The organism is Acetobacter senegalensis (assembly GCF_001499615.1).
Classification (GTDB): Bacteria; Pseudomonadota; Alphaproteobacteria; order Acetobacterales; family Acetobacteraceae; genus Acetobacter; species Acetobacter senegalensis.
In genome coordinates this window covers 1,075,298-1,098,807 of the sequence record NZ_LN606600.1, presented here as the reverse complement: position 1 = coordinate 1,098,807, position 23,510 = coordinate 1,075,298, and the positions used below count along the sequence as shown (strand labels likewise).

15 protein-coding genes and 1 tRNA gene are annotated in these 23,510 nt (G+C 58.7%); 10 read left to right on the top strand and 6 right to left on the bottom strand.

The genetic code is table 11. The features are described 5' to 3' along the window. Positions 1-526: 526 nt before the first annotated feature. Positions 527-602: transfer RNA gene (locus ASN_RS04840), tRNA-Thr, on the bottom strand. Positions 603-774: 172 nt separating this feature from the next. On the opposite strand from ASN_RS04840, the gene ASN_RS04835 reads away from it, so the two are divergent. From ASN_RS04835 to ASN_RS04825, 3 genes are read left to right on the top strand one after another with little or no spacing between them, the layout of a single operon-like run. Further along, complete coding sequence (locus tag ASN_RS04835; protein WP_058987381.1) at positions 775-2,265, top strand: paraquat-inducible protein A; 1,491 nt, start codon at positions 775-777, stop codon at positions 2,263-2,265. 44 nt (positions 2,266-2,309) lie between these two features. After that, complete coding sequence (locus ASN_RS04830) at positions 2,310-3,965, top strand: PqiB family protein (RefSeq protein WP_050942266.1); 1,656 nt, start codon at positions 2,310-2,312, stop codon at positions 3,963-3,965. Between the two features lie 4 nt (positions 3,966-3,969). Beyond that, positions 3,970-4,677, top strand: a complete 708-nt coding sequence (locus tag ASN_RS04825) for a PqiC family protein (protein WP_058987380.1) — start codon at positions 3,970-3,972, stop codon at positions 4,675-4,677. Positions 4,678-4,837: 160 nt separating this feature from the next. Here the strand turns inward: ASN_RS04825 and purF are convergent, their stop codons facing one another. The 5 genes from purF to metH all read right to left on the bottom strand — a co-directional run bounded on the left by purF (position 4,838) and on the right by metH (position 12,700). Beyond that, complete coding sequence (purF, locus tag ASN_RS04820) at positions 4,838-6,319, bottom strand: amidophosphoribosyltransferase (RefSeq protein ID WP_006557658.1); 1,482 nt, start codon at positions 6,317-6,319, stop codon at positions 4,838-4,840. Positions 6,320-6,367: 48 nt separating this feature from the next. After that, positions 6,368-6,892 (bottom strand): CvpA family protein, encoded by a 525-nt coding sequence (locus tag ASN_RS04815; protein WP_058987379.1) that lies wholly within the window; start codon positions 6,890-6,892, stop codon positions 6,368-6,370. Between the two features lie 46 nt (positions 6,893-6,938). Further along, complete coding sequence (locus tag ASN_RS04810; RefSeq protein ID WP_006557660.1) at positions 6,939-7,367, bottom strand: hypothetical protein; 429 nt, start codon at positions 7,365-7,367, stop codon at positions 6,939-6,941. Continuing rightward, complete coding sequence (locus ASN_RS04805; protein WP_058987378.1) at positions 7,364-9,121, bottom strand: Na/Pi cotransporter family protein; 1,758 nt, start codon at positions 9,119-9,121, stop codon at positions 7,364-7,366. Before ASN_RS04805 ends, ASN_RS04810 begins: the two co-directional genes overlap by 4 nt. A 72-nt stretch (positions 9,122-9,193) precedes the next feature. Beyond that, on the bottom strand, positions 9,194-12,700 hold the full coding sequence (metH, locus tag ASN_RS04800) for a methionine synthase (RefSeq protein ID WP_058989130.1): 3,507 nt from the start codon (positions 12,698-12,700) through the stop codon (positions 9,194-9,196). 7 nt (positions 12,701-12,707) lie between these two features. Between metH and ASN_RS04795 the strand changes: the two genes are divergently transcribed. The 7 genes from ASN_RS04795 (at position 12,708) to ASN_RS04770 (ending at position 23,468) form a co-directional block, all read left to right on the top strand. Next, positions 12,708-13,211, top strand: coding sequence for a hypothetical protein (locus tag ASN_RS04795; protein ID WP_157765115.1), 504 nt, complete (start codon positions 12,708-12,710; stop codon positions 13,209-13,211). A 139-nt stretch (positions 13,212-13,350) separates the two neighbouring features. After that, positions 13,351-15,612, top strand: coding sequence for a peptidase domain-containing ABC transporter (locus tag ASN_RS04790; protein ID WP_082666581.1), 2,262 nt, complete (start codon positions 13,351-13,353; stop codon positions 15,610-15,612). A gap of 3 nt (positions 15,613-15,615) precedes the next feature. Beyond that, the gene (locus ASN_RS04785; RefSeq protein ID WP_058987376.1) at positions 15,616-17,067 is read left to right on the top strand and encodes an HlyD family type I secretion periplasmic adaptor subunit; all 1,452 of its coding nucleotides are present in this window, start codon (positions 15,616-15,618) and stop codon (positions 17,065-17,067) included. A gap of 45 nt (positions 17,068-17,112) precedes the next feature. Continuing rightward, positions 17,113-18,912 carry a tetratricopeptide repeat protein gene (locus tag ASN_RS04780; protein WP_058987375.1) on the top strand — a complete coding sequence of 600 codons (1,800 nt, stop codon included), beginning with the start codon at positions 17,113-17,115 and terminating at the stop codon, positions 18,910-18,912. Between the two features lie 47 nt (positions 18,913-18,959). After that, a complete protein-coding gene (locus ASN_RS19875; RefSeq protein ID WP_167541292.1) occupies positions 18,960-20,105 on the top strand; it encodes a tetratricopeptide repeat protein in 1,146 nt (381 codons plus the stop codon). Beyond that, a complete protein-coding gene (locus ASN_RS04775; protein ID WP_167541291.1) occupies positions 20,030-22,033 on the top strand; it encodes a glycosyltransferase in 2,004 nt (667 codons plus the stop codon). The genes ASN_RS19875 and ASN_RS04775 overlap by 76 nt, the downstream gene beginning before the upstream one ends. 100 nt (positions 22,034-22,133) lie before the next feature. Beyond that, positions 22,134-23,468, top strand: a complete 1,335-nt coding sequence (locus ASN_RS04770; RefSeq protein ID WP_058987374.1) for a hypothetical protein — start codon at positions 22,134-22,136, stop codon at positions 23,466-23,468. Positions 23,469-23,510: the final 42 nt, after the last annotated feature.

Sequence of the window (23,510 nt, the reverse complement as noted above, 5' to 3'; positions counted from 1 at the left end):
TCTGTGACAAAATTCGTAGCGTCAGGAGCAGACTTGGCACAGACAGATAACCATGTCACCCGATGGCAAAAGAGGTGACTTAAAGACGGCGGACCAAAGCCCTTTATAGGCTCACAGCGCGCGCGTGTAATGCGGTGCAGTCGTGAAGGGTGGCAGCGGTGGCACCGGGATGAGCCGCAAAATCATGCCGGTTAATATCGATGCTTCCTGTGGCGCTTAATATAGTGAGTGTCATGGCGCTCTCAGCCGCCTTATGCGTCTTTCTCGCAGTAGAACGAGGCGTGACTTCTAGCTGACAGGCTGACAGGCTGACAGGCAGGCAGAAGGAAGGCCCAAAACCTTATTGCGACCGCGAACGCCTGAACCGGGACCATGCCCAGATTTCAGGCGCAGTTTTTGGCCGTGTGAAAATAAGCTGACACAGCAGGAAGCGATAAATTTGTGGGAAATTTGGATGCTAGGACAGGCGTAAAGCCGAAAGCAAAGACTGTAACTTCAGCCTTCTGCCAAAAATCGAAGGAAAACATGGTGCCCGCTGGCGGATTCGAACCACCGGCCCCATCATTACGAATGACGTGCTCTACCAACTGAGCTAAGCGGGCATATTTTATTTTCGAACGGCTGGGTATCATAGCGTCTGGGGAAACGCAACGGGGAAAACAGGAAAAATGGCAGGACCATTGCCTGAACGCTGCGTTCCTGTAGGGGCCGCATGGCTGCAATCTGGTGTTCTGGCTATTACGTGGCGCGTTTTTTCGTTCTAAGGTGACTGTTATGAACGTGTCACATTTTACAGCCCTGCTGCGGGAGGCGGTTACGCCTGTGCAGGACTCCCCTGTGGATGAAACCCGGCACGTTCATCTTGTGCATGGTGTGGTGGAATGTCCGTGTTGCGGGCTGTTCCAGAAGCTGCCGCCGCTCAAACCCGGCACACAGGCGCGCTGCCTGCGGTGCAATCAGTCCCTTGACCGGCGCAACCGCACAGCCCCCATAGCCACGCCGCTGGCATTTTGCATCAGTTCAGCCGCCCTGTATCTGGCCATGCTGTTTTCCACGCTCATGATGCTGGATCTGTACGGGCGGCAACGTACGGTGGATATCATTACCGGCCCCATAGAACTTCTGCATGAAGGATGGGGCGAGGTCGGTGTGCTGGTGGCCATTGTCACCATTCTGGCCCCCGGCGTGGTGATTGCCATGATGGGCATGATCCTGACGGCGGCCCTGCGCCCCACTCTGCCATCCTGGGTGCCCCATCTGCTGAAGTGGTATGAGGTGCTTCGCCCGTGGTCCATGGTGGAAGTTTATATTCTGGGTGTGTTTGTGGCCTACACCAAGCTGGTGGATCTGGCGTTTGTGGAAGTGGGCGCGGCTGTCTATCTGGTGGCGTCTCTTATGGTTACCATGGCCGCAACGGATGCCACGCTGGATACGGAACTGATCTGGCAACAGCGCAAGATTGATCCGTGCATGCGCACCATGGACGGCAAGCGCCTGCGGCTGCAGGCTGTCTCGGCCGAGGAAGGGGCGCTTGCACCGTCTGACAGCCGTGTTTCCTGCCTGGCCTGCGGGGTGGTGCTGGAATTTGATCATCCCGTCAGTGCGACCCAGCCAGTTGGCTTCTGCCCCCGCTGTGGGCATGTGGTGCGCAAGCGCAAGCGTGATAGCCTCTCCCGCACGGTGGCGTTGCTGGTTTCTGCCATTGTGTTCTATCTGCCCGCCAATATCTATCCGGTCATGACCGTGATACGGATGGGGGCAGGCACCGGCCATACCATCGTAGAGGGCGCAATAGAGCTCTGGACCGATGGCATGATCCCGCTCTCGCTTCTGGTGTTGTTCGCCAGTGTGACGGTGCCAGTGCTCAAGGTGATCGGGCTGATTGTCATGGTGGTGGCGACACACCGGCATTCGACCAGGGGCCTTGTGCTGCGGTCCAAACTTTACCGAATTATTGACATTGTTGGCCGCTGGTCGATGATTGATGTGTTCATGGTGTCTATTCTTGTGGCGGTTGTACGGTTCAGCCACATGGCCAGCATTACGGCAAATGGCGGCATGGTGTGTTTTGCCGCCGTTGTGGTGCTGACAATTTTTGCCGTTCACACATTTGACCCCAGGCTTATGTGGGACGCGGTTGAAAAAAAGAAGGCCGTACAGTCTGCCAGCCCGCAGGACCGCGCCGGATCTGATCTGCCCGATCAGGCCGGAGAGCGGGACCACGCGGTGGCGTATTTGGGTAATATGGAGCCGGACAGGGCGTGAACGGACAGAACTCTCATCAGTCTCCTCAGGATAACGATGGCATCATGCCAGATGCCGTGGTGCGTCGTATCCGGTTTTCCATCATCTGGATCATTCCGGTCATTTCCGTGCTGATTGCCGGTTTTCTGGTCTGGCGCAGCTTTGCCAATAATGGGCCGGAAATCACCGTCATGTTTGATACGGCGGATGGCCTGACCAGCGGGCAGACGCAGGTCAAGAACAAGGCTGTGGTGCTGGGCACCGTGCAGGGCATTTCCCTGACGGATGATCTGCGCCACGTGCTGGTGCGTATCCGCATGAACGCGGGCACCAGCAACATGCTGACGGACAAAGCACGCTTCTGGGTGGTGCGGCCGCGTATCAACGGGGCCAGTGTCACTGGGTTGGAAACGCTGATGTCTGGAGCCTATATTGCCTTTGACCCCGGCCTTGAAGGTCAGGATGTGGGCAATGCGCGGCGCATGACCAGCTTTCAGGGGTTGGAAGCGCCTCCGGGGGTTCGTTCAGATCAGCCGGGCCGCACCTATACACTTATTGCGCCCTCCATCGGGTCCATCGGGCAGGGGGCTCCGGTCTTCTTCCGCGATGTGGATGTGGGGGAAGTGCTGGGCTACACCATGCCACCCGGCGGGCGCGGGCCTATCCTGATCCAGCTTTTCGTGCGGGAACCGTATGATCACTATCTTTATACGGACACCCGCTTCTGGAACGTTTCCGGCGTGCAGGTCGGGTTTGGCGCTGGTGGCCTGAAGGTTCAGTTGCAGTCCTTGCAGGCGCTGTTTTCTGGTGGTGTGGCCTTTGGCCTGCCGCATGATGAAAACCATGGCCAGAAAGATGAAGCGCCAGCGGATACAGTGTTCAAGCTGTATGACAGCAAGGCAGATGCGGACAGCGCGGGCTATCATGAACGCGTGCCGCTGGCCACTTATGTCACCTCCTCCGTCAAGGGGCTGGCTCCGGGCAGTCAGGTGGCCATGTTTGGCATCCAGATCGGCAACGTGACGAGCGTGAAGCTTGATCTGGACGAGAAAGCCGGTCACCCGCGGGTGCGCATTGGTATGGAAATTCAGCCGGAGCGTGTTCTGGCGGCGGAGGACATCCACCACGGCGCTTTGACAGACATGTTCAAGACACTGGTGGCCAATGGTCTGCGCGCCTCAACGGACAGCGTGAGCCTGCTGACAGGCGAGAGCATGATCTCGCTGAATTTTGTGAAAAACCCCAGCCCGGCCACCACCAGCATGGAAGGGCCGTCTCTGGTTATTCCAAGTCAGCCCGGCGGGATGGATGGCATCATGGAGTCTCTCTCCACCGTGGCGTCACGTCTCTCGGCCATGCCGTTTGAGCAGATTGGCGTGAATGCCAACAACCTGCTGGCCCATGCGGATCAGACCCTGACCAGCCCGGATGTGAAGCAGTCTCTCACCAGTCTGAAAGAGTCCATGAAGAACCTTCAGGCCATGAGCGCGCAGATGCGCAGTGGCATGGGCCCGCTGATGCAACGTCTGCCGGAAATGACCAACCAGCTTGATCAGACCCTGCAGAACGCCAACCGCCTGCTGGCAAGCTATGGCGGGAACAGTGATTTCCATCGCTCCCTGCAAAAAATGGTCCTTCAGCTCGGTCAGGCCGCACGCTCGCTTCGCTTCCTGTCAGACTTCCTGACCAACCATCCTACTGCCCTGATCTCCGGACGGTAACGCCATGACAAAATCATCTCTTGTGCAGCCCATGCAGGCTCTCTCCTCCCGCCGCAGTGTGCTGCTGGGGGCCGTGGGGCTCGGGGTTATGGCAACCACGCTCACAGCCTGCTCAAGCGGCAACCCGACGCTGTACACCCTCTCTGTGGTGCCGGGGCAGCCCATGCCGGGTGGCCCGCGCTATGTTGAGGTGCGCCAGCCGAGCATTGCGTCCGGGCTCGATCGGGACAGGATTGTCACGCAGGATACCGGCTACAAGCTGACCGTGGCATCTGCCGATGCGTGGGGCGATTCCCTTGGGGGCCAGATCAGCCGCACGCTGGCCGGAGATCTTGCGCAACGTCTGCCGGGGTCTGCCGTGTTCGCGGAAAATGATGCCGCCGCCACGGAACCTGATGCCTATGTGGACCTCTCCGTAACCCGGTTTTCACAAGGGCCTTCCGGCAAGGCGGAAATTGAAGCCTCTCTGTCCGTGCAGCCCGCTGTGGCGGGTGCGCCCAGCGGCAATGCGCAGCTTTATCTGCAACGGATTCAGGTGCAGGGAGACAGCGTAACAGGCACCATGCCGCTGGTGCAGGCGCTTAGCCAGCTTCTGGGGCAGGTGGCTGATATTGCAGCTACTCAACTCCGCATGATGCCTCCTGCACCCTCTGCCACTTCCGGTTCAGAGGCTGGCAGGAGCCATACTGGCCCTGCGGCAAGCCAGCGTTAAGTAAGGCTGCGTGTAAAAGGCTTAAACGCCGTTCCAGGGGCTGCTGACGGCACGTATGTGCGTGGAGCGTTTGGAGCGGCAGAGGCGATAATGTTCTCTGCATAAAAAACGGCGGCCTTTGATGGGCCGCCGTTTTTTCTTATGGGAGGGAAAAGGGCGTTCAGGCCGTGCCTGCGCCAAATTCCTGATCATGATCAATTAGCGGAATCGGGTAGTCGCCTGTGAAGCACGCATCGCAATAGCGTTCACGGTAGGCTTCCCGGCTTTCATGCCCCATGGCGCGGTACAGCCCGTCCAGTGAGATGAAGGCCAGACTGTCCACGCCAATCAGTTCCGCCATTTTGGCCAGATCATACTGGGCGGCAAGCAAGTGGCTGCGTTCAGGCGTATCAATGCCATAGAAGCAGGAATGTCTGGTGGGCGGGGAGGAAATGCGCATGTGCACTTCCTTGGCTCCGGCGGCGCGGACCATGTCCACAATCTTGCGGGAGGTCGTGCCGCGCACAATGGAGTCGTCCACCAGAATCACCCGCTTGCCATCCAGCGCAGGCCGGTTGGTGGAGTGCTTCATTTTCACGCCCAGATTACGGATCTGGTCTGTGGGTTCAATAAAGGTGCGGCCCACGTAATGGTTGCGGATAATGCCCAGCTCGAAGGGAATACCGCTGGCTTCTGCATAGCCCATGGCGGAAGGCACGCCCGAATCCGGCACCGGCACCACAATATCGGCGTCCACGCCGCTTTCCAGCGCCAGTTCGCGGCCAATCTGCTTGCGTACGGCGTAGACCGGCAGCCCTTCCAGAACGGAATCCGGGCGGGCGAAGTAGATATATTCAAACACGCAGAAATGCGGCTTGGTCTCGCCAAACGGGCGCAGGGACCGCACGCCTTTCTTGTCGATAATCACCAACTCGCCCGCTTCAACATCGCGGACATATTCTGCGCCGATAATATCCAGCCCACAGGTTTCAGAGGCCAGAACCCAGCTTCCTTCCGAGCCATCTTCACCCGGCAGACGGCCCAGCACCAGCGGGCGCACACCCATGGGGTCACGCACGCCCATCAGGGCATCCTTGTGGAGTACAACCAGAGAATAGGCACCCGTTACGCGCTTGAGCGCATCAATCAGCCGATCTTCCACCGTGGCGTAAAGCGAAGTGGCAATCAGATGCACAAACACTTCCGTATCCATGGTGGATTGGAAGAGGCAGCCGCGGCGGATAAGCTCCTTGCGCAGGGTTTCCGAATTGGTGAGGTTGCCGTTATGCGCCACGGCCAGCCCGCCAAAGGCAAATTCCGCAAACAGGGGCTGCACGTTGCGCAGCAGCGTGGCCCCGGTGGTGGCATACCGGTTATGGCCAATGGCGCGGTCCCCTTTCAGGGTGGCCATTACGCGGGGGTCATTGAACACATCGCCCACCAGACCAAGGCCGCGGTGGGAGTGAAACTGCGTATCGTAAGACACAATGCCCGCGGCTTCCTGTCCGCGGTGCTGGAGGGCATGAAGGCCCAAAGCTGTCAGGGCTGCGGCATCCTTGGCGTTCCAGACGCCAAAAACAGCACATTCTTCATGAAAATGGTCATCATCCGGACAGGGAGCGTCAACAGGAGAAGAAACACAGGGGGCGTCGTGGGCGTGCATGGGTGCGCAGGGCCTCCGCAAGAGAGCCAAAACAGGCCGGTATGGGGTCTACAGGGTGGCGTCATGACCTGTGGAGCGCGTTGGCGCAACCCCCTTCGTGCCGAAATCAGGCAGGTAGGGCTGGATATAGGCTGCGCCCAGCCGAATGTAAGGGGTCAGCTTGCCGTTCTGTTCAAGGGTCTGCATGTCTTCTGGCAGTAAAAGCCATTGGGCGGCCAGAAACAGCAGAACCACCAGAAGCGCCCCGCGCAGAATACCAAACCCGGCCCCCAATGTGCGGTCCAGCCCGTTCAGGGCCGTGACCTGCACCAGGCGCACAAGAGCGCTGGAGAGAAGGGCCGCCACAATCAGCAGCGCCAGCAGCAGGATGCCGAAGGCGGCCAGATCAGCCGCCAGATGATTGCTGATATAGGGCCGCGTGAGGGGAATGACCGCCCCATAATAACGGCAGGCCAGAAGGATGGCCACAATCCAGCCCCCCAGCCCAAGAGCCTGCCGGGTAAAGCCGCGCCAGAAGCCATGCAGGGTGGATAACCCCACCAGCGCAAGGGAGAGGATGTCTATGGGCGCCATAACAGGGGCCTTATGCCATGCGTGCGCGGAATGTCACGCCCCGAGTTCAGGGCAGCTTGCTGGTGGAAACACGCCAGGGGCGCGTCAGTTTGCCATCACGCTTTTTACGGTGCGGCGGCTGGTTGAGGCGCAGGAACAGATCACTCACTTCAATCCGCCGCAGAATCTCGGTCCAGATTTCGGTTGGCTCCAGCCCCTGCAACTCCCAGATGGCGGTCAGGCTCTCCAGAAAAGCGGCACTTTCCGAGAGAATATCTTCTCGGTTTTCCGCAATGAAGGCGGCCGTGCAGGCAACAGCATGCGTTCCCGCCCCATTGCACAGCGCCACCATATCCTGCTGGGCATAGGGGTGGGGTGCCTTCGGTGCGTCTTCCCGCGGGCTGGGCGAGGAGCCGGAGGAGGCAGGGGACAGCACGGGTGTGGAGGGGGCGTTCAGCATTTCCTCATGATGGGCAGGAGAATGGCCGCCGGTCAACTCTCCGTGTCTGCTTTGAGGGTGGGAGCAACGCTGGAGGGTTCCCCGGCGGAGGGTGCGGGCGCGTTTGGTGCTTCCTTACCCAGAAAAAGCTGTTCGTCTTCTGTCACCAGTGGGTAGGAGGCTGCGGCGACGATATGCGTGTTCACGCGGCGCAGGTCCCGCAGCAATGTAAGCTGATAGGTGGCGGTTTCCCCTACCAGAGCGGCATCTCCCTGCTCCAGCGCAGACCCCGGCTCCGTTGACTGGTTTCTCAGCCGTTCAAAATAAGCTGCGGTGGCTTCAATTTCCACATCGCGGAAAAAGTCTTTCTGGCCGGAAAGCGGGTTGTTCTCCTGCGTCTGCCGTCCAAGCAGCACCGTGGCGCAGATGTTCAGGTTGTGGCTCAACTGCTGCGTCATGCTCAGCACAGGGCGCAGCAGATCGGGCGGCAGGACGATTCGCTGGCGGGCCATTTTCTGCACCATGGGCACAATGCTGCGTTCCACAATATCTTCCGCGTGCAGCATCTGGGTGCAGAAGGCCAGAATATCCTCCGCACGCTCCATTTCGGGCTGGCTGGCCGTGTCCGGGTCAAGCCCCGCCAGATAGGAGCGGATGGCCGCACCCAGATCTTCCATGGCGTTGCCCAATGGCCGGGCCGCCCCGGCTTTGTTCGGGTCTGTTGTGCGCAGACCGTCTTTCATGGCGCTGAGCATCGCCCCCAGCAGGTCACACAGCCGCATGGCCTCCCGTGTGGCGCTGCCAATGGCCAGTTGAGGGGCTTTGTCCAGCAGCAGGCGGTCCAGATACAGCGGCTTGCCGGGGGAAGACTGCTGGCTTTCCTGCGGGGTGGGAATAAGCCGCAGCATGAGGCGCGCATACTGGGTCAGGGCGGGCATCATCATCACGGCCAGCCCGACATTGAACAGGGTGTGGAAGTCTGCCACCTGCCGGGCGGCATCCGGCTCCAGCCGTGCCATAAGCGCGCTGATAAAGGGCAGAGCCGGCACCAGCACCAGTGCCCCAACGCAGCGCACCAGCAGGTTGCCCATGGAAATGCGGCGCGCCGTGGGGTCCGTGCGGCTGCCTTCCATCACTGGGTTGATGGAGGTGCCAATGTTGGCTCCCAGCACCAGCGCCAGTGCGGTTTCAAGCGGAATGGTGCCGCTGGTGGCAAAGGTGGTCACCAGCATGACGGTGGCGACGGAAGAATGGCTGATCCAGGTGATTGCCGCACCCAGCAGAATGGCGGCCAGATCATGCGAGTTCATGGACGCCAGCACCGCCGTAAGTTCCGGCTTGTGCGTGTAGGGGCTGAGCAGCATCAGGAACTGGCGGAGGGAGAGCAGGATAAGGCCCAGCCCGATGAACACCCGCCCGGAATCCCGCCATGCCCCCTGACTGCGGCGGAAGAGAATCACCCCCGTGAGCACAAAGGCTGGCGCGATGGACGACACATCAAAGGAGAGGAGCTGAACAATCAGCGTGGTGCCGACATTGGCCCCCAGCATCACGGCCAGCGCCGGTGCCAGATCAAGCTGCCCACGCGCGGCAAGGCCCGTGATCATCAGCCCTGTTGCGGTGGACGACTGGAGGATGGCCGTAATGCCCAGCCCCGTAAGAAACGCCTGAAACCGGTTGCCCAACATGCGGGCAAGCAGGCTGTTCAGCCGTGCGCCACAGGCTCGCTGCACGCCTGTCTGCACCATATGCACACCCCACAGCAGTAGGGCGACGCTTCCGGCAAGATCAATAAGCGTGAGCAGTTCCAACGGGTGAGGCTCCTTTGCGGTTCAGACGGGCCATGGCCCGGAGAAAACAGTGGAAGCCCCGGGCCGGGGAGGTCAGATGGTAAAGTATTTTGCGTGTTTGTTCAGGATAACAAGCGCGGAGGTGGATTGTTCTGGGTGAAGCTGGTCGCCATCCGTCAGGGAGACGCCAATTCGTTCTGCGCCCAGCAGGCCCAGAATGGGGTGCTGGTCTTCCAGCCGCGGGCAGGCCGGATACCCGAAGGAATAGCGCGAACCCCGATAGCCCTGTTGCAGCAGGGCATCCAGATCACGCGAATCCTCGCTTGAAAAGCCCAGTTCCGCGCGGATGCGCTTATGGGTGTATTCCGCCATGGCTTCCGCCACTTCCACGGAGAGGCCGTGCAGGTACAGGTAATCCTGATACCGGTTTTCTTCAAACCAGTCGCGCGCGATGTCAGACGCTTTCTGGCCGACTGTCACCACCTGCAGGGCCACCACATCACGCTCGGGGTCGGATACATCGCGCACAAAATCGGCAATGCATTCGCCATCTTCACGCGGCTGGCGGGGCAGGGTGAAGCGGGCGGCTTCCGTCACACCGTCTTCTTCAAACAGGATCAGGTCGTTCCCATCCCCGGCAGCTTTCCAATAGCCATAGGCTGCCTGCGGGCGGAGGATGTTCTCCTTGGCCGTCAGATCCAGCATGCGGCGCAGGATGGGGCGCAGTTCCTGCTTGGCCCACACCATGAAATCATCCAGAGAGCGGCCCTGTTTCCGGAACCCCCACTGGAACTGATACAGGGAGCGCTCATTCAGGAAGGGAATAACCGCTTCCGTGGGTGCTTCAATCACCTTGCTGCCCCAGAAGGGCGGTTTCAGGCGGGGTTCATCCGCTGTCATGCGCGCGCGGCGGGCACGGGCCACGGTGGGGTCTATGAGGGTGTAGCCACGGGTTTCGGCCTGCTCTGGCGTGCGGGCATTCTTCCGGGTGGCCTTGCCTGCCCGGCGTTTGCTGATGGCGGCCAGATAATCGTCAAAACCGTTCTGCGTGATCTGGTCCATCAGGGTCAGGCCATCAAAGGCATCCCGCGCGTAGGCCACGCGCCCCGTGGGGCTGTAGGCCGCCACACAGTCTTCTTCCACATAGTTGCGGGTCAGCGCGGCACCACCCAGCAGAACCGGCACATCCAGCCCTTCACGGCTGATTTCCTCAAGGTTCTCGCGCATGATGACGGTGGATTTTACCAGCAGGCCGGACATGCCAATGGCATGGGCCTTTTCTTTCTTCGCGGCCTCAATCATGTCCGCCACCGGCACCTTGATGCCCAGATTGACAACCTTGTAGCCGTTGTTGGTCAGGATGATATCGACCAGATTCTTGCCGATATCATGCACGTCGCCCTTTACGGTCGCCAGCACAATGGTGCCGCGCTGCTGGCCTTCTATCCGCTCCATGTGCGGTTCCAGCCATGCCACGGCGGCTTTCATGGTCTCGGCAGATTGCAGCACAAACGGAAGCTGCATCTTGCCAGCGCCAAACAGTTCGCCCACCACCTTCATGCCATCCAGCAGAACGGTGTTGATGATCTCAAGCGGCGGCATCTTGGCCATGGCTTCTTCAAGGTCTGTTTCCAGTCCCTTGCGGTCGCCATCCACAATGCGGTCTTTCAGCCGTTCTTCGACTGTTTCAGCCCGTTTGCGCTTGACGGCTTCCGATGCCTTGCGGTCTGCAAACAGTTCCAGCAGCTTTTGCAGCGGGTCATAATCCGCGGTGCGGCGGTCAAAGATCAGGTCTTCCGCAACCTTCACCTCTTCCGGTGCAATCATGTGCAGCGGCCGGATTTTGGAGACATGCACAATGGCGGCTGTCATGCCCGCACGCACGGCATGGTCCAGATAGACCGAGTTCAGTACGGCGCGTGCCGCCGGGTTCAGCCCGAAGGAGATGTTGGAGAGCCCAAGCACAATCTGCACATCCGGGAAGGCATCCCGGATCATCTTGATGCCTTCCAGTGTCCACTGCCCCAGTTTGCGGTCATCTTCCGCACCGGTGGCAATGGTGAAGGTCAGCGGGTCAATCATCAGATCGGACTGCGGCAGACCGTATGTGTCGCAGGCAAATTCTATCAGGCGGGTGGCAATACGCAGCTTGTCTTCCGGGCGGCGGGCCATGCCTTCTTCATCAATGGTCAGCGCCACCACGGCCGCGCCAAATTTGCGGGCCAGTGTCAGGCGGTCAGCCGCCGGACCTTCTCCATCCTCAAAGTTGATGGAGTTGATGATGGGTTTGCCCCCATGCAGCTTGAGGGCGGCCTCAATCACCGGGGTTTCCGTGGAATCGATCACCAGTGGCGCGTTAACGGAGGAGGTGAAGCGCTTGATCACTTCATCCATCTCGGCCCGTTCATTGCGGCCGACAAAAGCGGTGCAGATATCCAGCGCGTTGGAGCCTTCCTTGGCTTGCTCCCGGCCCAGAGCGACGCAGCCATCCCAGTCATGCGCTTCCTGAAGTTCGCGCCATTTCTTGGAGCCGTTGGCGTTGCAGCGCTCGCCAATGGAGAAGTAGGCGTTCTCCTGCCGCAGGGGCACCTGTGTGTACAGGCTGGCCACGGAGGGCACCCAGACTGATGTGCGCGCAACCGGGGCCGGGCGGTGTTTGCCCGTGCCTTCGGCCCGGCGCCGCAACATGGCGTCCAGCGCGGCTATATGGGGGGTGGAGGTGCCGCAACAGCCGCCAATCAGGTTCAGGCCGTCTTCCACAATAAAGCGCTCGACCCACACCGCCATTTCTTCGGGAGAGAGCGGATAACGGGTCTGGCCATCCACCAGTTCAGGCAGGCCGGCATTGGGCTGCACGGAAATCAGGCGCGGCCAGTTCTCGCTGAGCCAGCGAACATGCTCGGCCATTTCCTGCGGGCCGGTGGCGCAGTTCAGGCCCATCAGGTCCACATCCAGGCTGTGGATCACGGTGGTGGCTGCCGCAATATCCGGCCCCACCAGCAGGGTGCCGGTTGTCTCGACTGTCACCTGCACAAAAATGGGGGTGGTGGTGCCCATTTCCGCGCGGGCAATTTTCATGCCATTGACGGCAGCTTTGATCTGTAGCGTGTCCTGACAGGTTTCGATCAGGATGGCGTCCACGCCGCCTTCAATCAGGCCTCGGCCCTGCTCGGTCAGGGCGGCTTCCAGCGTATCGTAATCAATATTGCCTAGGGAGGGCAGTTTGGTGCCCGGCCCCACGGACCCTATGACGTAGCGTGTACGCCCATCGGCAAAGCTGTCCGCGGCCTCCCGCGCCAGAATGGCGGATGTGCGGTTGATTTCACGGGCCTTGTCTGTCAGCCCGAATTCACCCAGAGTAATGGGAGACCCACCAAAGGTATTGGTCTCGACCATATCCGCCCCGGCTTCATAATAGCCACGGTGGATTTCCCGGATCAGTTCAGGGCGTGATAGGGTCAGAATTTCGGTGCAGTTCTCCTGCCCCCAGTAGTCACGCGTCAGGTCCAGATCAAGCATCTGGATGCGTGAGCCCATCCCCCCATCGCAGAGCAGAACCTGATCACGCAGAGCATCAAGAAGCGGAAGACGAGAAGACATGGCATCCATGAAACAAAAAAATGGGGAGGAGCCCCTGCCGGAGCGCGACGGGGAAGGGCCAACCTTATTCCAGACACAGGCCAATATGTCCACTCATCCCGCATTCTGGAAAGGGAAAGGCGATGCTCGCATTCTTCTGCGAGTGCTGACACCACAGGAGTGTAAGGCCGTGCCGCGAGCGGAGGCTCTGGCACTTTTTGTGGCTCACCCTCCCTCTGACGATCTGCAGGCAGGCTGGTTGGTGACGCGATCGTGGGAGGGCACGGCCATTCCGTCCTCCCCTCACGGGGCTGGCTGTTCCTGCTGCCTGCCAGTGCAGGGGATGGGGCGCATGCTACTTCGCCTTGTGCAGGAACGGGCGCGTGGAGAATGTCCGTTTTTCAGCAGCGTAAATATTGTTTGTCCGGCATCGGAGAAGAGATTGCTCGTTTCTGCTCTTTGCGCAGATTCTCTTCTCACAGGGCTGTATGGACTTCTGCCCATTTCAGGCGGTTTTTTCTGCCATTCCTGAAAAAACTCAAACTAAAGACGCGGCAAAGATACAGAAAGACTTTGAGAGAAGGCGAACTCCCTGCCATAAGGGCTTGTCCGGCGGCTTTATTACAGGCTTTGTTCGGTAACAGAGTTAGGTTTTGTTAAAAGGGTTGTGCGTGAATCAGACTGACCATGTGCCTGAGGTTGCCGGCTCCTCTTCAGATTCAGAAGGCGCGAAAGCCTCTCGTCTGAGCCCGGCGATGATCCGTCTGCGCGCTGTTCTGGCAGCCGCCCATTATCATGGCCTTGAGCTTGATGTACGGGATTTTGCCGCAGACCCGGAAGAAGAAAGCCCATCGCCGGCCACCCTTGTCCGGTGGTTGGAGGAATGTGGCGCTGTTGCCAAAGGGATGCGGATCAAGTGGCGCTATCTGGTCAAGATGACCAATTCGCCGCCCATCGTCCTGATGTTCCGCGATGGCTCCGCCGCCCTCATGGTCAATGCATCACCCGACAAAGGCGTGGTCTGGCTGCGTGATCCCCTGAAGGGTGAGGGTGCTGCGCCCGTTCCCGTAGATGAACTGCGTCTGAGCCAGATCTGGACGGGGGACATCCTCCTCATCAAACGGCGTCGTGATGAGTCCGAAGCCGACGCCCCCATCAATTTCACATGGCTGGCCAAGATGGTGCTGCGGGAGAAAAAGTCTCTCCGCGATATCGCCATCGCCTCCATGACACTGAGTGTTCTGCAGATCTTTCCGCCCCTGATTGTCATGCAGGTGGTCGACCGGGTGGTGAGTTACCATTCGATGTCTACACTGATTTCAATCAGTGGTATCATAGTTGTATTTTCTTTGTACGAAGTCCTGCTGTCTTACGGACGGCGTGAGTTGTCGATGGTGCTGACAACACGGATTGACTCCCGTCTCTCCCTGCATCTGTTCAGTCGCCTTGTGTCGTTGCCTTTGGAATATTTTGAACGTCAGCAGGCAGGGAATATTCTGGGGCGCGTTTTGGCTATCTACAAGGTGCGTGACTTCCTCACGGGGCGACTGATGTCGACCTTTCTGGATCTTTTTACGTTGGTGGTCATTCTACCGTTCCTATTTTTCCTTAGTTCCACACTTGCCTGGATGACCGTCGCTGCTGCCGGTTTGATTGGTTTGATCGTTGTGGTTTTTATCGGCCCGCTTTCAAAAGTCATGGGAAAACAGATCGAAGCAGAACGGGACAGAGGAGCTATTCTTTATGAAACCGTCGCGGGTATTCGAACGTTAAAAACGTTGGCTCTTGAAAATACCCGTAAGCAGATATGGGATGAGGTCACTGCGCAGGTTGTTAAATGGAAGTTGGCGATGGGGCGTATATCTAACTGGCCTCAAACTCTTGTACAACCTTTGGATATGTTTATAAGTCGCGGCATTATCCTTGTGGGTGCTTATCTTGCTTTGGTTAGTCCATCCTCTGTGGGTGTGGGCGGTCTTGTTGCTTTCATGATGTTGGGGGGGCGGGTCGCTAGCCCGTTGGTAGGGCTGTCCAAGCTTCTGGCAGATTTTACAGAAGTAACAACCTCTCTTGGAGAAGCCGCGTCTGTTCTTAATCAGCCAACGGAAACCAGAGCGTTGACTACGGGTATGCGTCCACGCATCAAAGGGGCGCTTTCTTTCGACGAGGTCAATTTTTCGTACCCCGGTGCGAGTACGCTTGCGTTGAAAAATGTGAATTTTGAAATTCCGGCAGGGACCATGCTCGGGTTGGTGGGGCGAAGCGGCTCTGGTAAGTCCACAATCACACGGTTGCTGCAGGGTGTGAGCCGATCCTACACTGGTTATCTGAAGCTGGATGGGATTGATCTGCGTGAGATCAATTTGACCCATCTACGACGCTCCTTTGGGGTGGTGTTGCAGGACAACTTTCTGTTTCGTGGTAGTATTTACGACAATATCACAGCAGGACGGCCTGGTTTTACAATTGATGATGTGGTGCGGGCGGCGCGCCTTGCTGGCGCGGAAGAGTTTATTGAGCGGATGCCTGCGGGCTATGACACGTTCATTGAAGAAGGCTCTACCAATATTTCCGGTGGTCAGCGGCAGCGTCTGGCTATTGCACGTGCCGTGATTACAGACCCCAAGCTGATGATTCTGGATGAGGCGACATCAGCTCTGGACCCGGAAAGTGAGGCGTTGGTGAATGCCAATCTGGAGCGGATTGGTAAGGGGCGTACCATGGTGATTGTGTCCCATCGTCTGTCGTCCCTGGTAAATTGTGACCAGATTTGCGTGATGGATAAGGGCTCTGTTGCGGATATTGCGCCGCATGACGTGCTCCTGGAACGGTGCGATATCTATCGGACGCTCTGGATGCAGCAGAACCGGCATACGGAAGGGCGGCAGAAGCCTGAGGACAATCCGTCATCCCTGATTGCGGAAGGAGAATAAGCCATGGGCGAGAAGGACATCATTTCCGCAGGCCAGACTTCCGATTCGGATAACGGGGAAGAAAAAAGTTCCGATTTTCTGCGGCAGGCCGATGATCCCTATGCGCAGGGGGATATGCCGTCAGCGCTGCTGGAGTTTCATTCTCCCACTGCAGCGCTGGTCAATATGCCGCCGACGGCGTCTGCCCAGTATATAACGTGGCTTATTGGCGCGCTGGTTCTATCGTCTGTCACGGTCATGACAGTGTTCCCTCTTGACCGGGTGGTGTCCACGCAGGGACGTATGGTTTCTACGGAACAGACGTTGGTTGTGCAGCCGTTAGACGCGTCCATTGTCCGTTCTATTGAAGTGCGGGCTGGGGATTTTGTGCATAAAGGGGATGTGCTGGCCCAGCTTGATCCGACTGCGAGCGGGGCTGACATTGATAATATGCGCACGCAGGATGAGCAATATCAGGCCGAGGTTGATCGGCTTCTGGCCGAAGCTAAGGGTGAGATATATAAGGTTGACCCACAAAATCCGGAATCAGCAGAGCAGGAAGAGGCATTTCTGAAACGCAAGGCGGAGTACGACGCCAAGATCGAAAATTATGACAAGCAGATCGCCAGTCTGCAGAATGATCTGCAAGGCTATCTGGCGAGTGCGGCCATGTATGCGTCACAGGCAAAAGTAGCGGCAGATGTGCACAAAATGCGCATGCAGTTGCAGAAAGACCAGGTGGGAAGCAAACTTTCCACGTTGGGAGCACAGAGCTCCCTTATGGAAATTGAGCGCTCGCAAATTGGCGCACAGCAGCAGGCGGGTTCTACTCGTAACAAGCTGGCGGCTCAGGTTTCTGAAAAAGAAAGCTACGTTCAGAACTGGAAGGCCGAAGTTTACAAGGATCTGGTTTTGGCCCAGCATCATCTGGCCGAGGCAAAGGGTGCGTATCAGAAAGCTGTGCTGCACAGTAGCATGGTCACGCTGAAAGCGGATGAAGACGCTGTGGTACTCAGTCTTGCCAAAGTGTCCGTCGGATCAGTGCTTACTCAAGGGCAACAGATCATGACATTGGTGCCGCTGGGGAAAGGGCTTGAGATTGAATCTGTGATGTCCGGCAAGGATGCCGGCTTTGTCCGGCTGGGGGATAAGGCGCTCGTTAAGTTCGCAACTTTCCCTTTCCAGCAATATGGTGGGGCAGAGGCTACGGTACGGACCATCAGCGCGGATTCCTTTGTCTCTGATCAGAGCAACAGTCAGCAGGACCCTGGGGTGACGCCAGACAGCAGCACAAAGGCGTTTTATCGTATCCGGCTGCGGGTGGATCGTTATACCCTGCACGGGGTGCCCAGCTTCTTCCACCCACAGCCAGGGATGCCGATTACGGCGGAGATTCGGGTTGGGAAGCGGACAATCATGCAGTATCTGCTGAACCGCATCATGCCGCTGATGACAGACGGCATGCGTGAACCCTGATCCGGGTTTCGCGTCGTGTTCGGACGATAGTAGAGGACTGATGTCATGCTCGGTGGTCTGATCAGGCGGCTCTTCAGGCAGGGGCCGTCTCCCGTGGAAGTGCGTCTTGCCGATGCCAAGGTCCTGATGGAGGACCCCGACAGCGCCACACAGGGCTTTGCCGATCTTTCCGTTCTGGCGCGGGAAGGGGTGACGGAAGCCCAGTTTCTGGTGGGGCAGGCGTATCTGAACGGTATGGGTGTCCCTCCCAATCTGGTGGAAGGGGTGCGCTGGACACGTCGGGCCGCCCACAAAGGCTGGGCAAAAGCCGCCTTTGTTCTCGCCACGTTGTATCTGCATGGTTTGCCGCCAGAGGCAGAAGAGGGCAGCGCACAGGGGCCTTCAGTTTTTGATGAGGTTCGCCCTCCACCAGACCAAAAACCTGATCCAGATTTCGTCAAGGCGGCTCATTGGGCCAAGATTGCGGCGGAACAGGGGAATGCGGACGGACAGGCTCTTTACGGGTATGTGCTTAGTGCTGGGCCCGAGACAATCCGGAATGCCGCAGAAGGGCTGCGTTGGTACCAGAAAGCGGCGGCGGAAGGGTGTGCGCAAGGTCATCTCGGGCTGGGGCTGGCGGCACTGGCAGGGGCCAAAACGCACGATGACTACGCTGCGGCAGCCAAGGAATTAAAACTGGCGGCAGATAAGGGGCTTGGGACGGCCCTTTATCTGCTGGGTGTGATGAGCGAACGCGGAACCGGCGTGCCTCAGGATGATGCCGTCGCCATGCACTATTATGAGCAGGCCGCCGAAAAGAAGGTCCGTGGCGCACAGGCCAAATACGGGTTGGGCCTGATGGCCGGGCGTGGTGTGGACCGTAATGCGGGCCGGGGTGAGACCTGGTTGCGCCGGGCTGCCTTGGCCGGGGATGCGGAAGCCGCCGCCATTCTTGGAGATCTGTATGGGCGGGGCGGGGATCTGCCTCCCAATTATGCGGAAGCCATTTCCTGGTATCGTTTTGCGTCAGACCTCGGGCATGCGGCCTCCAGTCATACTCTGGGCACATTGTATCAGGCCGGAGTGGGCGTTCCCAAAGATCCCGAAGCCGCAGAACAGTGGTTCCGCAAAGCGGCCGAGCAAGGTAACAAAGAGGCCGTGGCTGATCTGGGCAATCTTGCTCTACGCGGGCAGATGTCTCCCGAGATCAGCGAAGATGTCATGAAGGCCTACCGCGCCAGTGCGGAGAAGGGTGATCTGCTGGCAGCATTCAACTTTGGTGTCTGTCTGGCGCAGGGCGTGGGAACGGAACGGAACGAAGAAGAAGCTCTGCAATGGTTGCGCAAGGCGGCGGATAAGGTTGTCAATGCGCAGTTCTGGTACGGGCGCATGCTGCTGAAAGGCCAGGGAACCGAGCAGAACCCTGAGGAAGGGCGAGCCTGGATTCAAAAAGCGGCAGAAGCAGGCATGGCGGAAGCCGAGGCTGCTTATGCGGATCTGCTGGTGCAGGGAATTGGCGGTCCACGTGATCATGGTGCAGCGCTTGCATTTTATAAAAAAGCAGCTGAGGCAGGGCAGGTTTCGGCCATGTTCTCCGTGGGGGCGCTGTATGGCGGTGGCCATGATATTCCTGAAAACCGGGCTTTGGCGCGTGAATGGTTTCAGAAGGCGGCAGAGCACGGAAACCCCGCTGCACAGTTGATGATGGGCCGTTATCTGGCCAACGGACTGGGTGGAGAGAGGGATCTTGAGGGGGCCAGCGTGTGGTACCGCAAGGCCGAAGCCCAGAATGTTATTCAGGCCAGCGCAGAACTCTCGGCGCTCAATGCAGTGCGGAAGGCAGAACAGGCCCCGGTAGAGGGATAAGGCATCTCAGTGTGTGATGATGTGACAGTGCCAAGGCTGGATGTATCATGACACTGTTGCAAAACATGCTGTTCTGGCAGGATGAAACCCTGACCAAAGAAGAGCGGACGGCCTTAGCCAGTGCGCAGGCGCAGGATTCTTTCCGGCGAGGGAATGCCGCGTGGGAAAGTGGACAGCAGGATGCTGCGTGGGACTGGTTGGAGCGCGCTAATCGTCAGGCGGCGGATAATCCTCATGTCATGTTTGCGTTGGCTCTTGCCCGCCATGCCGTGGGTGATGTGCCCGGTGCCATTCTCCTTCTGGAAACGCTGCTGAAGCGGTTCGACTTTCGGGAAGGCTGGGTTCTGCTCACCACATTTCGTCAGGCGAGTGGGGATGGTGGAGGGGCTGTGCGCGCGTTGGCGAAGCTTCTCTCCTGTTTTGCCGCAACGCCTGAAAGCCAGAAACTGGCGGCGTCTGTCTGTCGCCTGAATGGTGTGGCGCTCTGGGGTTTTCTCGACAGGGATGGACTGCTGAAACTTGCTGGTCCGCATGTGCCTGATAAGCCCGAATTCCGGCTGGATGGCGTGCCTGTTTGGGCTGTGAGAAAGCAGGGAGGCTGGTCTTTCCCGCAAGGCTGGCAACAGGCACATCTGTTGGAGGTCCGGTGTGCAGGTGTGCCGACCATGTTGGGAAGTCCCTTTTCTATAAAAGACTTTTTTAGATGCGAAGGCATGGTTTCCGCTGGGGCGGAGGGACTGGAAGGCTGGTGCTGGCATCCCTATAATGCGGATTGCGCCCCAAGCCTGACACTCTGCCATCCGCAGACGGACAAGGCCCTGCTGCGGGTGACAGCAGAAATGTTCAGTCAGTCTGTCAGCTCCGATCAACCTCTGGCACGGTATCGGCGCATTTTTGTGCCATGGAAGATGCTGCCAGAAGGTCCGGTGCGGGTGGTTGGTCCCAATGGACAGGAACTTGCGGGCAGTCCGTTGGAAGCGAGGCTTGAATGGCGTTCGGCCTATCAGACCGCTCAGATGCTGAATGGCGTAATGCCCGCATCTTCCATCAAAAACAAAACCGAAAAATCGCTTCTGCCCCTTCTTTGTTTTTGCCTTTGCCTGTTGTGGATACAGTCGTGGCTCAGCCAGACAAATCTGCCGGGCGCAAACCTGTGGCGGTTATTATTCCGGTTTTTCGGAACAGGGGTGTGACGTTGGCCTGCCTGCAAAGTGTGCAGGAGACTGTTGCGGACAAAAAGACCCGTGTTGTGGTGGTGGATGATGCCTCGCCCGAGCCGGATCTGGTGGAAGCAGTAGACATTTTTACCCGACAGCACGGGTTTCAACTGGTGCGCCATGAAAGAAACCGTGGTTTCCCGGCTGCGGTGAATACTGGGCTGCAAAAAGTTTCCGGGTGTGACGTCATTGTTCTGAACAGTGACACACTGGTGGCCGAAGGCTGGGTGGAGGAACTGCGCCATGTTGCCCATGCAGCCCCCAATACAGGCACGGTCACACCGTTTTCAAATGACGCCAGTATTCTGTCCTATCCATCGGCGGATAAGAAAAACCGTGCTCCTGATGATGAGGAAACGAAAACTCTCATGCTGGAGGCCCATGCGGCCAACGCCGGGCAGGCGGTTGAAATCCCGACGGCCAACGGGTTCTGCATGTATGTGCGGCATGATTGCCTGAGGCAGACGGGGCTGTTGCGGGAAGATGTTTTTGCCCAAGGGTACGGGGAGGAAAATGATTTCTGCATGCGGGCCCGCGCCTTGGGCTGGAAGCATATGGCTGCTCCCGGTGTATTTGTGGCGCATGTAGGGTCGGCTTCTTTTGGCGGAACGCGTGCCGCGCTGATGCAGCGCAACGCTGCCCTTCTGGAGCGTCTGCATCCCGGGTATCATGCGTTTATTGCCCGCTGGATGGCTCAGGACCCGCTTTTTGAGGCGCGGCGACGTCTGGATCTGGTGCGTTTTCGTAGCCAGAGTGCGCGAAAAGGGGGAAAAGCCAGGGCTGTTCTGCTGGTTACGCATCAGCATGGCGGTGGCGTAGAGCGCGTTGTGCAGGAGCAGGCCGCAGGCTTTCAGAAAAAAGGGGTCCGCGCGCTGGTGCTCAGGCCCGCACATCATGGCTGCGTACTGGAGGATGCCGCGGCATCCGCAGATGCGTGGCCCTCCCTGCGGTTTCGGTTGCCGGATGAATGGGCTGTTCTGACCCGCCTTCTGCGTGCGGAAGGGGTGGCTTTGGTCGCGCTCCATCATCTGGAGGGATACACGTCAGAGATTTACAAACTTGCAGACGCGCTCGGGTGCCCGCACACTGTGCATGTGCATGATTATATGTGGTTCTGTCAGCGAATTTCGCTACTGGGACCACAGGGAACCTATTGCGGCGAGCCTGATGTGGCGGGATGTCAGCAATGCGTGGCGCTGGCGGGCAGAAATATAACGGAAGAGCAGGATATTCCTGCTTATCTGGCGCGTTCTGCACGGGTGCTGGAAGAGGCACGGGCGGTGTATGTGCCCTCACATGATACGGCAAAGCGGATGGCGCGGCATTTTCCCACGGTGACGTTCCAGGTCAAGGCTTTGGAAAAACCACGCACCATGCTTCCAGACGCAGGTAATGCACCGATTTTTGCAGAAAAACATAGTGCATTGCCTCCGGTCGGCAGTGGTGTGCTGGGGCATGGCCTCGCGCAGAACGCACCGCGCCTCCGGTTGTGCGTTATTGGTGGCATCGGCTGGGAAAAAGGGTACGGCGTGCTGCATGAGGCGGCGCTGGATGCAGCCTTGCGTGATCTGCCGCTGGAGTTTGTTATTGTCGGACATACCCCTGATGACGCGACACTCATGAAAAGCGGGCGAGTTTTCATAACCGGAGAATATCAGGAGAAAGACGCTCTCTCCCTTATTGCCTCCGTGCAGGCGCAGGCGGCTTTTCTGCCATCCATCTGGCCGGAAACCTGGTGTTTTACACTCAGCCTCGCCTGGAAGGCAGGGCTGCCTGCCATCGTGTTTGATCTGGGCGCACCAGCGGAGCGCGTGCGGGCCAGCGGACGGGGAAAAGTGATTGATCCCGCTCTTTCCGGGGCTGCCTTGAATGACATTTTGATCAAAATGGATTTTACTGCGTAGGGAAGACGCAAATTATTAGACTTTGAGCCCGTGTTTCTTTACCTGTTCATAGTTTTTTGATTTACACTTGTGCCAACAGTGTCATGTTGAAAGAGGGTTTATGTCACAGACTAACCAGGCGCCTGCCCAGCAGCGTATTTCAGACCTTAAGGTATCAGGCCATCTGATGACGCTTCAGACTGGTTTGTTCTGTGTTTTTCACACTCCAGGCCAGCAGCCCCCAACGGCAGCAGGCCTGCCGGGCGTGCGTATTTCCCAGCCCCCCCTCAAAACACCCGGCGCTGTGGAAATTGTGACGTTCGAAGAGGATGGCTGGCTGGGTGCGCAGAATGGTGCGGCCCTTGTGCGTGTACGGCGTGGCCCGGCGCAGGTCATGATCACCATTTATCAGGAACTCAATTCCCCGCATGAAGCGCCACGTCTGCAGGTGGTGCAGTTGAGCGCGCAGGCTGATGCGCCCGCTCCGGCCGCTGCCGCCAGTGGTGCGGGCTTGCAGGCTCCTGCCGTTGCGCCACGGGCGCAGGGTGCGGCCTCGGCTTCTGAATCCACCTCCGTCGCAGCAGGCCAGAAGCCCGAAGTGGGCGCACACATCCAGCGCCGTGGCGATGTGGCTGTACGGCTTGGCGAATGGATGGGCGAACCCGGCAGCCATGCGTGGATTGAAGGGTTTGGCGTGGCGCCTGCTGAACTCATCGAGCCGTCCGATATTGAATATCAGGCTGTTCTGGGCAAAGGCTGGCTGTCTCCGTGGGTGGATGGCGGCCAGTATTGTGGCAGCCGTGGCATGGCGCTGCCTATTCTGGGTCTGTGCGTCCGCCTGAAAGGCGATGCCGCCAAGAAATTCATCTGCCGTGTTACCGCCACCTTTACGGATGGTACCAAGGTTGGCCCGGTAGAAAACGGCGAACCGGTAGAATCCGAAACACTTGCACCACTTGAAGCCTTCCTGCTGGAAATCCTGCCGCGGGGTGGCGCAGGGCGCGGTGGCCGTCGCAAGGGTGGCAAGACAGACAAGGCTGCCGCCAAGGCCGCAGCGGAAGATCTGGCCGCTCTGCTTGAAGAAGAAGTAGTAGAAGCCCTGGAAGAACTTGAAGAACTTGAAGAGATTGCAGAACTGGAAGAGCTGGAAGACGCTGAACCAGAAGAATTTGATCTCTTCATTGAAGAAGAGAGTGCGCCAGAGGAGCAGGAAGCTCCCCGTCGGCGTCGTGGTGGCCGCAAGCCGCTCAAGACCAAAGGGGCTGAGCCTGCTGCCGCTGCGCCGGTCAAGGCATCCCGTGGCCGTAAGGCCAGCGTAACTGAAAAGCCAGCCCCGGCTGCTCGGTCTGGTAGTCCTCGCCAGAGTGCGCGCGCCAAACTGGCAACATCCAAGGCTGGTCGGGCTACGGCTCCACGGGGCGCGGGCCGGGGCCGCAAGCCCGGATCACGCCGTTAAAGCGGGAATGGCCCGGTCTTTTCAGGCCGGGCCTTCTTCTTT